The sequence below is a fragment of the Acinetobacter cumulans genome (assembly GCF_003024525.3).
Taxonomy (GTDB): Bacteria; Pseudomonadota; Gammaproteobacteria; order Pseudomonadales; family Moraxellaceae; genus Acinetobacter; species Acinetobacter cumulans.
The window spans coordinates 1,699,581-1,713,200 of record NZ_CP035934.2 but is presented as its reverse complement, the minus strand read 5'-3'; the positions used below and the strand labels follow the sequence as shown (position 1 = coordinate 1,713,200).

Below are 13,620 nucleotides of genomic sequence, written 5' to 3'. Positions count from 1 at the left end.
CACCTCTATGCCTTGCTAAGCATGTAATTCTGGCTGTTTGCCATCATGTACATCGGATTGTTCTGATGCAATGCCCGACATGAGCAAGCCAATTTGTTCCGCATTTGTGCTTGTAGTTGCTTGTGGCGCCGAAAGCTTGCCTGAAGCAAGCACACAAATTTGGTCACTAATTTCGAATAACTCTTCCAATTCTTCTGAAATCACTAAAATAGCCACGCCAGTGCGCGACAGATCGATTAAAGTTTGTCGAATAAACATGGATGCACCAACATCTACGCCCCAAGTTGGCTGAGAAATAATTAAAAAATTGGGTTGTTGTAAAATTTCACGACCGACAATAAATTTTTGTAAATTACCACCAGACAGTGATCGTGCTTCTGCATGTGCACCAGCAGCCTTGACGCCAAATTTTTGAATACAATGCTCTGCAAATGCTTTAGTTTTCGAAAAATTAATAAAGTTAAAACGCGTCAACCCATGACGAAATGCCGTGAGTAAAGCATTTTCCGCTAAGGTCATCGCAGGGACTGCACCTCGGCCTAAACGCTCTTCTGGAACAAAGCCCAAGCCTAAATCACGGCGCTCACCCGCATTTAATTTGGTAATATTTTGACCCTTTAGCCATATCTCACCTTGCTCAGAAAATGATTCGCCAGAAAGCAAAGCCAAAAGCTCAGCCTGACCATTGCCCGATATTCCCGCAATCCCCATGATTTCGCCTGCTTGAATATTCAGGTTAATTCCAGCTAAAGACACGCCAAAAGGATCATCAGAAGTTTTGGATAAATTAGAAACCTCAAAGCAAGTAACTTTCTTACCTTCATAATCAGCATGTACATAGGTCGGCAATTCACGCCCAATCATCAGTTTGGCTAAATCACTGGTCGAGTTATTTTCGGGTAAAACATGACCTGTCACTTGACCATTTTGGAGAATGGTCGCTTCGTCACAAAGTTCTTTAATTTCATGTAACTTATGACTGATATAAAGAATAGATACACCTTGAGATGCTAAGAGTTTTAGCGTTTTAAATAACTGCTGTACGGCTTGTGGTGTCAGGACAGAAGTTGGTTCATCCAAAATAATTAACGATGGGTTTTGCAGTAGGCATCGGATAATTTCTACACGTTGTCGCTCACCTACAGATAAAGAATGGACTTCACGTCTTGGATCTACAGGTAGGCCATATTGCTTGGAAACCTCTAGAATTTTTTGATGTAGGTCGTCCAAATCAATTTTATCGTCCAGACCTAACAAAATATTTTGTGCAACGGTTAAGGTTTCAAACAAAGAAAAATGTTGATAGACCATGCCAATACCTAGCTTACGGGCCATCGATGGATTATCAATTTTTACTTCTTTACCATTCCAAATGATTTGCCCTTGATCAGCTTTGGTCGCACCATAAATAATCTTCATCAAGGTACTTTTTCCAGCACCATTTTCACCCAATATTGCGTGAATATGTCCTGCTTGTACTTTCAAGTTAATGTTGTCATTGGCTTTCAATGAATTGTAATTTTTACAAATATTGAGGAGCTCAAGACGAGGAATGGCTGTACTTGGTGCTCGATTTAGTTTTATGTCAGGTTCATGTTGAAATGCATTCATACCTCAAGCTCTCATTTTTAAAATCTAGGGTGTATGGCTTGAGCCTAGATACTGCGTATCTAGGCTAAATTCGGCTTTATTTAGGTAGAGCGCCTTCTACACCTTTAACATAAAAGTTCATTTTGCCAAGTTCAGCATCAGTCATAGACTTACCTTTAGCCACGACTAGACTGCCATCTTGTTTATAAATAGGGCCTGTAAATGGGTGCAATGTGCCTTTCTGAATCGCACTTTGTACGTTAAGCGCTTTTTGTTTTACATTGGCTGGGACAAAAGGTGCAAAGTTTTCAATTTTTACAGCATCTTGTTTTACGCCATACCAAATTGCGCTCGGTTTCCATGTTTTATTCGCCACTTGTTGCATGACAGGCGTATAAATTTTTTCCCAATGTAAAACCGATGCTGCCAGTTGCGCTTTGGCACCAAATTTACTCATGTCCGAATCCCAACCAAAGGCATAAACACCTTTTTGTTCGGCAGCTTGCACCACCGCTGGTGAATCTGTGTTTTGCATGAGTACATCTGCATTTTGCGCAATGAGCGCCAAAGCGGCATCACGCTCTTTACCAGGATTAAACCAAGAGTTCACCCAAATCACTTTGGTTTTAATTTTTGGATTGACACTTTGAGCACCTAAGGTATAGGCATTAATGTTGCGTACCACTTCTGGAATTGGGAAAGACCCCACTACGCCTAGGGTATTCTTTTTAGTTTGTTGACCGGCAACCACACCTAACATATAGGCACCTTCATAGGTACGTACGTCATATACCCCTAAATTTTTGCCTTGCTTATAGCCAGTTGCATGCATAAATACAGTATTAGGAAATTGTTTCGCCACTTTCTCCATTTGGTTCATATAACCAAAGGACGTCCCAAAAATCACTTTATTCCCTTGCTGTGCCAAATTTCGAATAACACGTTCTGCATCAGCAGTTTCAGGAACATTTTCAATATGAGAGGTTTTATATTTTCCAGCCAATGCTTTTTCAGCTTTAATACGGCCTTGGTCATGTGAATATGTCCAGCCATGATCACTGGTTGGACCAATATAAACAAAGGCTGCTTTATCCGTAGCATTGGCAGCAGTAATAAACGAAGTCCCCAAAAGCGTCGCTGTACTGAGTGTTAGAACGATTTTTTTTAACTGTGTTTTAAAGCTATATTCTTTTGGCATGAAGCTGCTCCTACTCATTAAATGCATTTCTAAATTGATGTAATTACAAGGCATTAGAAATATAAAAATTGAACATCGGTTTAAATGTCTGTGTTCACTTTCTGTTAATTAGCAAGTTCCATTCCAAAGTTAATAAAAATTAGAACATAGACACTTTGTTCGATTTTTTAGAACGCATATATGAATTTTTAAACAATAAATACAATGACTTATGATTTTATAGACAATGTAATTTGTGAGTTTTTCGTATCCATTTCAAAACACTTTTTTTAAATTTTAACGATTAAAACAAAAGTGCATTTTTTTAGCGCAAGTGCTTTTTTGTATGCACCCAAAATAAAAAAAGCCCTGTACCATCAATCGTACGGGGCTGTTTTTAAAAATTTTTAGTTAGATTTGTTCTAGTATTTTCTGTTCATCTTGGCTTAAGTCATAAGCTTTCATATACATTTCTTCCATGTGTTCACCTGCCGTACATGGGCGGTATCGATATACCTCGCCATCATTCAATGTGCCGGGTAGCGCATTAATCGCAGTCATATAATTTGGCCCATAAAAAAATGGAATTGAATAACGAGACTGCCCACCAGCATATACATTACGCACCCGATGTGGATTAGATTTAAATAAATCATTACTCCAACGCGGAATAAGATCTCCTAAATTCACCACAAATGTTCCATCAATGGGCGGTGCTGTCACCCATGTGCCATCAGGTAAACATACTTCTAAACCACCACAACTGTCTTGCGCTAAAATGGTAATTGAACCCCAATCTGTATGTGCCCCCACACCATAACTATCAATATCAGCATCTGCAGGATGTGGCGGATAACGGAGCATTTTTAGCGTGATCATTGGATCATGATAGCTTTCATCAAAATAATGCTCATCTAAATTTAATGCTAAGGCCAAAAGTTGCATAATGCGTTTGGCTAATTCGCTTAGTGCCTGAATATATTCCTGACAATGTTGCTCCATTTCTGGCACTTCGGCATGTGGCCATTGGTTAATTCCATAACCTTGATAATGTGCCAAAACGTAGGGATGATCACTGGCATAATTTTTCCCGCAGTAAAATCCTTCCTTAAGATCAGGTTTACCACTGTAATCGGACTTTTGCGCAGCGAATTGTTCGAATCCCAAATGACTAGCATTTAAACTTTGGTCATATTTCAGTTTTGTAGCTAAGGGTAAATCGAATATTTTTTGACAGAGTACAAATTGGCGCTGAATAATTTCAGCAGAAATGCCATGATTTTTAACATAAAAAAAACCGGAATGCGTGGCTGCTTCACGTAGTAAAGCGACAACTGCATGGGCCTGATTTGAATCAGATACAAGCGCTTCACTCAAATCTAAAACTGGAATACTGGTCATGTTTTTATTACCTGTAAAAATCAATGTGCGCTTGGAACAGCGCACAAAACAATATTGAAATTACGCCCGAATAGCTGATCTATTTGTTTTATTTAGGAAATGTTCCTTCTACACCTTTAACGTAATAATTGGTTTTCGCTAAATCTGCATCTGTTAAAGACTTCCCTTTTGCAATCAACAAACTGCCATCTTGCTTATAGATTGGGCCACTAAATGGATGTAATGTCCCTTTTGCAATCGCATCGCGTACAGCCAAAGCTTTAGCTTTCATTTCAGGTGTGGTATTTGGGCCAAAGTTTTCAATATTCACAGCGCCTTGTTGAGCACCATATTTTATAGCACTACTTTTCCATTTATTTGCGAGTACATCTTTCATCACAGGCTCATAAATTTTTTCCCAATGTAGTACTGCGGCTGCCAAGTGTGCTTTAGGGCCAAACTTAGTCATATCGGAATTCCAGCCAAAGGCATACACGCCTTTTTGCTCTGCCGCTTGGACCACTGCAGGCGAGTCCGTATTTTGCATGAGTACATCTGCTTTTTGAGCAATCAGTGCCAAAGCAGCTTCTCGCTCCTTACCAGGGTTAAACCACGTATTGGCCCAAATCACTTTGGTTTTTACTTTCGGGTTTACGCTTTGTGCACCTAAAGTATAGGCATTAATATTACGTACAACCTCAGGAATAGGAAAAGAAGCCACCACACCAATGGTATTGGTTTTGGTTTTTTGCCCAGCCACTACGCCTAACATATAAGCGCCTTCATAGGTACGTGTTTCATACACACCTAAGTTTTTGCCCTGCTTATAGCCCGTTGCATGCATAAATACAGTATTTGGAAATTGCTTTGCGACTTTTTCCATCGCATTCATATAGCCAAAGGAAGTACCAAAAATAATTTTATTGCCTTTTTGTGCCAAATTTCGAATCACACGTTCTGCATCTGCAGTTTCAGGTACATTTTCGATATAACTGGTTTGGTATTTACCCGCCAAGGCTTTGTCTGCTTTTATACGTCCTTGTTCATGTGAATAAGACCAGCCATGATCACTGGTTGGACCTAAATAAACAAAAGCTGCTTGCTCTTTGGCTTGGGTTAAACTCGAAATGCCAATAGCTAAAATAGTTAAAGCCCCCACAAACACTTTCTTGTTAAATTGCATACAGACCACCCTCACCTTTTATGATTGATCACTTGATTTTTGACTTTCTAGACATTTTTTAAATATGCAATTAGCATTCCAAATACAATTAGGTTTGATTATTTTATTAAAATATTAAAAGTTACCAATAAAATAATTTAGTTCTATTATATTTAAGTGATTAAAACCCATTAAAAATATGAATAATATAAAATTAAAATAAACCTATTTAACGATTTGACCAAAATTCAGCTTGTACTTGTATTATTTCTGGCTCTAATTCTTCCATAGGACCAATCAATTCAATGTCTTTTTGACCATGTGCAAATACATAAGATGCAGGAATGCTCAGGGTTGGATTTTCATGATGATTTCCAGTGCATGCCAAAAGTTTTTCTTCAGTCATGGCAAAAACCACACGCCCAATATTGGCCCAATAAATGGTTCCTGCACACATACAGCACGGTTCTACGCTGGTGTACAAAGTACAATTCCATAAATATTCAGCTGTATAATTAGTGCTGGCGATACGTGCTAAAGTTGATTCCGCATGATTAACACTGTCAATATTACACTGAGTGAAAAGCACCGTTTCGTGATCTGGCGCAACCAATACTGCACCAAATGGGTGATGCCCTAAAGATATTGCACGCTCAGCGACATCATTAGAAAGTTTTAAAAAATTAATCATCTGTTCATGAGTCGGTTTATTCATCAAAATGACCCCAAATAAATATATTTAAATTTAATAAATAATCAAAAATACTGTCTAAAAATAAAAAAGCACTTTTAAATAAAAGTGCTTCATATAATCAAATTAAACAGTATATCGTTTACTCAATCCCCATTCGGCTAATATACGGCGATATGTTGTCGATGAGCGATCAGCTTCAAAATGCGCCTCCATACTAATGTCAAGCGGAAGCTCCTCAGGTTTTTGACTTTCAACCATGTCTTGATCTTCAGCAAAAATCTGTGCATTAAAGTCATATACCGCTTGCAAGTCGCCTGTGGTGTCAAAATTACGTGTAAGTGGTACAAATAATCGGGTTTGATTATGTGAAACAGGACAGCAAGCATTTAAAATTTTCAAAATGCCATCATTTGGAAAATACACCGTCAACGTTGCTGAAAATGGCGGATAGACATCAAATTCACGCGTCCATAAAAAGTCTTCTGGCGCTAAATGTTGCATCCCATGCGGATAATTGCTGACATCAGAAATATAGATGCTTTTCAGTCCATAATCAGTTCGCTCAGTGTGATATTTGGGTACAACAGGATTATCACGCGTAGCAAAAGCTTCATGATGCACCCATGCAAAATGCGCTACATCAATAAAACCTTCTAATTGACGGCCACTTGAACCTGCAATATCAACATAAGGCGGCAAAATAGCTTGATGATCGGCATCATCCCAAGTTTCAAGAATTGGAAAATTGGCTTCGCTTTCATTTCGGCTAAATAAACTGGTCCAAATCAGGCCATATTTTTCTACAACTGGAAATTTCGTTAAGCTAAAACGATCTGATATTTTCGTTAGTTCTGGTTGCGCAGGAATTTTGCTGCATTTACCATCGGTGTTATAGCGTAAGCCATGATATGGGCAAACAATCTCTTCACCTTCAACCCAGCCTTTACTGAGCGGTACACCACGATGTGGACAAATATTTCGTACCAGATGAATTTGACCACTTTCGGTTTTGTATAAGGCCATTTTCACATCAAGCAAAATAACTTGTTGAGGCTCAATCGTGACATCTTGAACACGTGCAACAGGATACCAGTGCTGTGCCAAAATATTCCAATCCGATGCTTCAAATTGGCTACATTGCGGTTGGCTAAATAAATTGAGGACTGGAATAGCGTTCATAATAGACTCACGAATAGCATTAATTTTGCAGAAATTCTGATGTAAAACGAAACATACTGACTTCTGCCTGATGCTTTTAAATTAATGTTTTTATTAATTTTCTGTCTATTAGAATGTTTCTAACATTTTGTTCTAATAATTAGAACATCTGAGTATTCACTTCATTTTCTGCAACATTGCTTCAGATACATTTTTAGCTGTGAAAAAAATTGCTCATTCCAAATAATAAGTTGTTCTATTTTTGACAAATTTGAATGGCTGGTACAAAAATTGTATGCATGCACGTCATAATGATTTGTGTATGGTTACTTTATGACAACGCTTTGGATTAAAAACCCCATGGCTATTTTTACCGCCAATGATCAAGATGCACGTGGCGGTCTGCTTATTTCAAACGGTAAGATAACTGAACTGGTTGCGCTTGGACAAAGCCCTAAACAACCTTATGACACTTTTTTTGATGCATCACAGTTGGTAATTACTCCGGGTTTAATTAACAGCCATCATCATTTTTATCAAACCCTAACACGTGCTTGGGCACCCGTGGTCAACGCGCCACTTTTCCCTTGGTTAACCACTTTATACCCAGTGTGGGCCAAGCTAAATCCTGAACAACTCCATTTAGCCACTCAAATTGCCCTTTCAGAGCTTTTGCTTTCTGGCTGTACATTTGCAGCTGATCATCATTATTTATTTCCACAGCAATTAACAGATGCCATAGACATACAAGTCACTGCCGCTAAAGAAATTGGCCTTCGCGTGATGCTCACGCGCGGTTCAATGAGTTTAGGTCAAGATGCAGGTGGTTTACCACCCCAACATACTGTGCAAGATATTGATATTATTTTAAAAGACTCAGAACGCTTGGTGAAAAAGTATCATCAGCGTAGCCCTGATGCGATGGTGAATATGGCGCTGGCACCGTGTTCGCCTTTTTCAGTTACGCAAGACATTATGAAAGAAAGTGCTCAATTAGCACAGAATTTAGATGTCCGCTTACATACGCACTTGGCTGAAACCATAGATGAAGAAAATTTCTGCTTAAATATGTTTGGCATGCGCACGGTAGATTATTTGGAAAGCGTCGGTTGGCTGAGTGATCGTACTTGGTTAGCACATGGCATTCATTTTAATGCTGATGAAATACGGCGTTTAGGACAAGCCAAAGTAGGCATTTGTCATTGCCCACATTCCAATATGCGTCTTGCTTCTGGTATTTGCCCAACCATGGACTTATTACACGCTGGTAGCCCAATTGGTTTAGGCGTAGATGGCTCGGCGTCGGGTGATGCGTCTAATTTAATCCTTGAAACACGCCAAGCAATGTATTTACAGCGCCTCAAATATGGTGCAGAAAATATCACACCTGAGCTTGCATTGAGCTGGGCAACCACAGGTTCCGCACAGCTTCTTGGTCGTGAGCAACATTTAGGGCAATTACAAGTAGGCTTTCAGGCGGACTTAGCCTGCTATGCATTGAATGATGTGAAATTTTCAGGTGCACATGATCCAATCGCTGCTTTGCTACTGTGTGGTGCAGACCGTGCTGAACATGTCATGGTAAACGGTGAATGGGTCGTCAAAGACCAAAGCTTAGTCAATGTTAATATTGATGAACTGCAAGCTAAACACCGCGTTGCTGCCAAAGCCTTACTGGCAGCATGATCAAAAAGACCGAAGTCATGTGCTTCGGTCTAAATTTTAATTCTAGCGATACTTTTAAAGCCCATATATTTCAAGATTAAATGAGGAGATATTAAGCTACAGGATGATTGAGTTGATCAATGATACCTTGTGCGGCCAATTCATTTAATTCAGATTCAGTTCTAAATTGGGACAAAATTTCTGTCGTGTGCTGCCCTAACTGTGGTGGTGCATGACGGTATTCCACTGGTGTATCAGATAATTTCATCGGTGATCCAATCACTTTAAAATCATGATTTAAAGCATGTGGAATATTTACCACCATTTGACGATGTTGAATTTGCGGTTCATTTAATGCGTCTTCTACAGAGTTGATTACACCCACTGGCACTTTTACCGCATGAATCGCATCAACCCAAACTTGAGCATCTTGAGTGAGAAAATAAGCACTCAATAATGGAATTAATTCTTCACGGTGTTTCACTCGATCTTGATTACGTAAATAGTTCGGCTGATCTAGCAGTTCTGTATAGCCAATCGCAATACACAAGTCTTTAAATTGTTTGTCATTACCACAGGCAATAATAAATTCCTTATCTTTGGCTTTAAAAGTTTGATACGGCACAATATTCGGGTGATTATTTCCCATACGCTTAGGTGCTTTACCTGAGGTCAAATAGTTCATACCTTGATTGGCTAAAGCTGCCACCTGTACATCGAGTAAAGACATATCAATATATTGACCGCGTCCAGTATGCTACCGCGCCAACAATGCCGCCTGAATGGCAATGGTTGAGTACAATCCCGTTTGAATATCGACCACAGCGACCCCCACCTTTTGTGCTCCACCCATCACATCATCTGCTTCACCAGTAATACTCATCAAGCCAGACATGCCTTGAATAATAAAGTCATAGCCTGGTTCTTCCGCACGTGGACCATCCTGACCAAAACCTGTAATTGAGCAATATACGATATTTGGATTTAGCCCACTGAGCGATGCATAGTCCAAACCATATTTAGCGAGTGAACCCGCTTTGTAGTTTTCAATCACGACATCTGCCGTTTTAGCAATTTCACGGACTAGGGCTTGCCCTTCTTCACTAGCAATATCAATGGCTACAGAATATTTATTACGGTTCGCACATTGGTAATAGCCTGATTCTCTCGTCGCTTGACCTTGCTGATTTGGCATCCAAGGTGGTCCCCACATACGGGTATCATCACCGACTTTAGGACGTTCAATTTTGATTACCTCTGCACCTAAATCAGCCAATATTTGACCGCACCAAGGACCTGCTAAAACACGGCTTAAGTCCAATACTCGAATTCCTTTTAATGCACCCATAGTTCACTCCAGATGTGCCATAGTATTGAGCTATGGCACAGATCTTTTTATTTATTTTGCTGTTGCAGTTTTTGCATTAGTTTTTTGCGCTGCATCAGCAGCATGTGTATCTAAACTTAAACGGGGCAGTTTTTCTTTTTCCGCATCTGAAGAAAACGATGCTTGCTGCGGGTCATATTGACGTTCACGGATAAACAAGCCAGGAATAACCCCTGCAATAAAGTACGCAGCTCCCATTACAATAAAGGCCATGGTGAACGATCCACCAGCAGCGATCATACCAATGGTTGCTGGTGCAATGGCTGCGCCCAAACGTCCCATATTGTAAGCCCCACCAATAGCTGTACCGCGTACATCCGTAGAGAAACTTTCTGCCATATAAGTTGCATTTACCCCGTATGGAATACCGTATAAGAAACCGAAAGTTACGAGTAAATAGGCGATATTGGCTGGTGTGTTATAGAAAATGATGATTGGTAAGAAGGCTGCCGTGGCTACCGTACCAAACACAAAGGTAATACGACGTCCGAACTTATCAGCAGCATAGCCTGCTAAAATTTTGCCCAGAATCATGGCGGTATATGCACCTACCATATAGCCAGTCATGGCTTTAAAGTTCATGCTGAGTTCGGTTTCTAAATACGTCGGCATCCAGTTGTTAACACCGTAATAACCGAATTGTAGAAATGCAGCGGTCGACATCCAAAGGAAGAACATTTTGCGATGATTGGTATGGCCAAAAATACGTTTGTAAATACTTTCAGAAGGCGCGTTTTGAGTGGCTGCAGCATGTTGCTGTACAGGCTCAAGTTTTAATTCACGGCGTTTTAGCTGCTCAATTTTTGCTTCCTGCCAAGATTTTGGTTCAGGAACAAAACGCATAAAGATAAGAGCAAAAGCAGCAGGAATAATGGTGACATAAAATAGCATGCGCCAGCCATGATCTGGAATAATGGCACCCGCCATCAGCGTTGCAACGATATACCCCACGGTTTGACCCGTTTGCAAAGTCCCGAGTACTGTTGTGCGGTATTTGGTTGGTACATATTCTGCCATCAGCGTATTACACGCCATATAAAGTGAGCCCAAACCAAATGCGCCAATAAAACGTAAAATTAAAAATTGTTCATAGCTTTGGGTAAAGCCTAAAATACAGGTCATGATTGAGAAAAATACTACCGACCAAGCAATAGTTTTCACACGGCCGAATTTATCGCAGGCCCATCCACCAGAAATACCACCCAGCGCCATCCCTGCTAAAGAAGAGCTACCAAGCATTCCTGCTTGAAATGTACTTAAACCAAACTCAGCCTTTAAACTGGTGAGGCTGAATGACAGCAACATAATGTCTACACCATCAATCACCAAAGAAATAAAGGCAAAAATAAAGGCCATTTTCCAAGTGTTGCTGGTAATACGATGCATCGTGCCCACGTTAGAAGGCAATTTGAGCGTTCCTTCTCCGTTTTGCATTTCGTTATTCATTTCCTTGTTCCTCATTTTCCCAAATGAGTCATCGGCATTCCTATGTCTGCACATTTGCCTTTTTTATTCTTTTTATTTCATCACTGCTCAGGCTATTGCACAGAGTTACAAGAGTGTTTCACGATGAATCCTTTATTGATTAAGTTTATTTTTGCACAAAAAGTCTCTAAGGCACTCTATGTAGAGCACCTTATGAATATATAATTCAATTAGTTACAAAAAGACGCGATGCCTGTTTGCGCACGACCAAGGATCAGCGCATGTACATCATGCGTTCCTTCATAAGTGTTGACGACTTCGAGGTTAACCAAATGGCGGGCAACACCAAACTCATCAGAAATGCCATTTCCGCCCATCATGTCACGCGCTACACGGGCAATATCTAAAGCCTTGCCACAGTTGTTACGTTTAAAAGGTCGGCCAAACTGTTTACGGTCCATGGTGTATTGGTGTGCTGTATGCCAACAGAACTCAGCTGCGCCCATTGCACCCCAAGCGATACCATAACGTGCACTATTTAGGCAGGTAAATGGACCTTTTAAACCACGTACTTCTGGAAAAGCGTTTTCTTCAGGGACAAAGACATTGTCCATGACAATTTCACCGGTAATCGAGGCACGTAAGCCAACTTTACCGTGAATTGCTGGAGCAGATAGACCATCCCAGCCTTTTTCCAAAATAAAACCGCGAATGTCACCCACATTGCCTTCAGCCGAAACCTCTTTCGCCCAAACCACAAAAACATCGGCAATTGGGCTGTTGGTAATCCACATTTTTGCGCCCGTTAGACGGTAGCCACCATCCACTTTTTTTGCACGCGTAATCATGCTGCCTGGGTCAGAGCCATGATCAGGTTCAGTCAGGCCGAAGCAGCCAATGTATTCACCCGTTGCCAGTTTTGGCAGGTATTTTTGTTTTTGCTCTTCCGAGCCAAATTCATTAATCGGCACCATCACCAAAGAACTTTGCACGCTGGCCATTGCACGGTAGCCGAAAATATTATTTAGTCCACTCGAGCCAAGACAGCTCACCGCAAATAAAAAAATTTGTCGATTGGGTGCTACAAGAATTGAATCAGCTAAGTTGAAGTAGTCGCTATATTTTGAGTACAGTAAATTCGCTGAATCATCCATTCAATACATGCAACCGTACGCATTGGACTCATCAATTAAAATATAAGGCTAAATATCTATGCAAAAAATTGTGGTGTTTTCAGGTGCTGGCATGAGCGCAGAAAGCGGCATCAATACCTTCCGTGACAGTGATGGTCTTTGGGAACAGCATCGTATTGAAGATGTGGCCACACCTGAAGCTTGGGCACGCGATCCAGCTTTAGTACAGCGATTTTATAATGAACGCCGTAAACATATTTTAGCCGCAGAGCCAAATGCAGCGCATAAATTAATTGCTGAACTCGATGATTTTTTTGATGTTCAAGTCATTACACAAAATATTGATGATCTACATGAACGTGCAGGTAGTCACAATGTACTACATCTGCATGGCAATATTCGTTACGCAAAAAGCTCTGGCCCTCAGGCGCAATATACGCAGGAATTGTTTCCCATTGAATGTGCAGATTTAAACTTAGACATCGACAAATGCCCTGATGGATATCCTTTACGTCCACATGTGGTTTGGTTTGGCGAAGCAGTTCCTGCCTATGAAGATGCCAGTGTGAGTGTGCAAACAGCAGATATTTTTATTGTGATTGGCACAAGTCTGGCTGTCTATCCTGTGGCAGGATTGATTCACGAAATCCCTGCCAACTGCCGTGCATTTTATATCGATCCGAAAGCAGACTATCAACGCGTACCTGAGCAGTATCAATTGATTAAAGCAGGCGCGAGTGAAGGAATGAAAAAACTGTTTTTGCAATTGGTTGCGCCATAAAAAGACATTTTGGCATCAGTATCGATCAAAAAAACTAATATTGCCTGCTTCTTTTGCAGGCTTTTTGC

9 protein-coding genes and 3 pseudogenes are annotated in these 13,620 nt (G+C 40.4%); 3 read left to right on the top strand and 9 right to left on the bottom strand.

All coding sequences use genetic code 11. The features are described 5' to 3' along the window. Positions 1-15 precede the first annotated feature (15 nt). The 6 genes from C9E88_RS08180 to C9E88_RS08155 all read right to left on the bottom strand — a co-directional run bounded on the left by C9E88_RS08180 (position 16) and on the right by C9E88_RS08155 (position 7,182). A complete protein-coding gene (locus tag C9E88_RS08180; RefSeq protein WP_106984388.1) occupies positions 16-1,611 on the bottom strand; it encodes an ABC transporter ATP-binding protein in 1,596 nt (531 codons plus the stop codon). Positions 1,612-1,687: 76 nt separating this feature from the next. Next, on the bottom strand, positions 1,688-2,788 hold the full coding sequence (locus C9E88_RS08175; protein WP_106984389.1) for a BMP family ABC transporter substrate-binding protein: 1,101 nt from the start codon (positions 2,786-2,788) through the stop codon (positions 1,688-1,690). Between the two features lie 390 nt (positions 2,789-3,178). Beyond that, on the bottom strand, positions 3,179-4,168 hold the full coding sequence (locus C9E88_RS08170; RefSeq protein WP_106984390.1) for an isopenicillin N synthase family dioxygenase: 990 nt from the start codon (positions 4,166-4,168) through the stop codon (positions 3,179-3,181). Between the two features lie 88 nt (positions 4,169-4,256). Continuing rightward, entirely contained in the window at positions 4,257-5,330 is a 1,074-nt protein-coding gene (locus tag C9E88_RS08165) for a BMP family ABC transporter substrate-binding protein (protein WP_106984391.1), read from the bottom strand. Positions 5,331-5,538: 208 nt separating this feature from the next. Continuing rightward, positions 5,539-6,024 carry a nucleoside deaminase gene (locus C9E88_RS08160; RefSeq protein ID WP_106984392.1) on the bottom strand — a complete coding sequence of 162 codons (486 nt, stop codon included), beginning with the start codon at positions 6,022-6,024 and terminating at the stop codon, positions 5,539-5,541. A gap of 102 nt (positions 6,025-6,126) precedes the next feature. Continuing rightward, entirely contained in the window at positions 6,127-7,182 is a 1,056-nt protein-coding gene (locus C9E88_RS08155; RefSeq protein WP_106984393.1) for an aromatic ring-hydroxylating oxygenase subunit alpha, read from the bottom strand. Between the two features lie 312 nt (positions 7,183-7,494). On the opposite strand from C9E88_RS08155, the gene C9E88_RS08150 reads away from it, so the two are divergent. Then, complete coding sequence (locus C9E88_RS08150; RefSeq protein WP_106984394.1) at positions 7,495-8,847, top strand: 8-oxoguanine deaminase; 1,353 nt, start codon at positions 7,495-7,497, stop codon at positions 8,845-8,847. Positions 8,848-8,938: 91 nt separating this feature from the next. On the opposite strand, the pseudogene C9E88_RS08145 reads toward C9E88_RS08150, so the two are convergent. The 3 genes and pseudogenes from C9E88_RS08145 to C9E88_RS08135 all read right to left on the bottom strand — a co-directional run. Then, positions 8,939-10,174 (bottom strand): annotated as a pseudogene (locus tag C9E88_RS08145) (CaiB/BaiF CoA transferase family protein). Between the two features lie 51 nt (positions 10,175-10,225). Continuing rightward, entirely contained in the window at positions 10,226-11,659 is a 1,434-nt protein-coding gene (locus tag C9E88_RS08140; protein WP_106984395.1) for an MFS transporter, read from the bottom strand. A 209-nt stretch (positions 11,660-11,868) separates the two neighbouring features. Then, positions 11,869-12,651, bottom strand: a pseudogene (locus tag C9E88_RS08135) (acyl-CoA dehydrogenase family protein); the annotation flags it as partial. Here C9E88_RS08135 and C9E88_RS17815 point away from each other — a divergent pair. After that, a pseudogene (locus C9E88_RS17815) lies at positions 12,639-12,746 on the top strand (LysR family transcriptional regulator); the annotation flags it as partial. The pseudogenes C9E88_RS08135 and C9E88_RS17815 overlap by 13 nt on opposite strands. Before the next feature lie 104 nt (positions 12,747-12,850). After that, the gene (locus C9E88_RS08125; RefSeq protein WP_106984396.1) at positions 12,851-13,552 is read left to right on the top strand and encodes an SIR2 family NAD-dependent protein deacylase; all 702 of its coding nucleotides are present in this window, start codon (positions 12,851-12,853) and stop codon (positions 13,550-13,552) included. The last annotated feature ends 68 nt before the right edge of the window (positions 13,553-13,620 follow it).

What these genes read in the sequence shown, in the direction of transcription:
- C9E88_RS08140 (WP_106984395.1), bottom strand. Translation starts at nt 11,659, where the DNA reads ATGAATAACGAAATGCAAAACGGAGAAGGAACGCTCAAATTGCCTTCT.
- C9E88_RS08170 (WP_106984390.1), bottom strand. Translation starts at nt 4,168, where the DNA reads ATGACCAGTATTCCAGTTTTAGATTTGAGTGAAGCGCTTGTATCTGAT.
- C9E88_RS08155 (WP_106984393.1), bottom strand. Translation starts at nt 7,182, where the DNA reads ATGAACGCTATTCCAGTCCTCAATTTATTTAGCCAACCGCAATGTAGC.
- C9E88_RS08150 (WP_106984394.1), top strand. Translation starts at nt 7,495, where the DNA reads ATGACAACGCTTTGGATTAAAAACCCCATGGCTATTTTTACCGCCAAT.
- C9E88_RS08125 (WP_106984396.1), top strand. Translation starts at nt 12,851, where the DNA reads ATGCAAAAAATTGTGGTGTTTTCAGGTGCTGGCATGAGCGCAGAAAGC.
- C9E88_RS08175 (WP_106984389.1), bottom strand. Translation starts at nt 2,788, where the DNA reads ATGCCAAAAGAATATAGCTTTAAAACACAGTTAAAAAAAATCGTTCTA.
- C9E88_RS08165 (WP_106984391.1), bottom strand. Translation starts at nt 5,330, where the DNA reads ATGCAATTTAACAAGAAAGTGTTTGTGGGGGCTTTAACTATTTTAGCT.
- C9E88_RS08180 (WP_106984388.1), bottom strand. Translation starts at nt 1,611, where the DNA reads ATGAATGCATTTCAACATGAACCTGACATAAAACTAAATCGAGCACCA.
- C9E88_RS08160 (WP_106984392.1), bottom strand. Translation starts at nt 6,024, where the DNA reads ATGAATAAACCGACTCATGAACAGATGATTAATTTTTTAAAACTTTCT.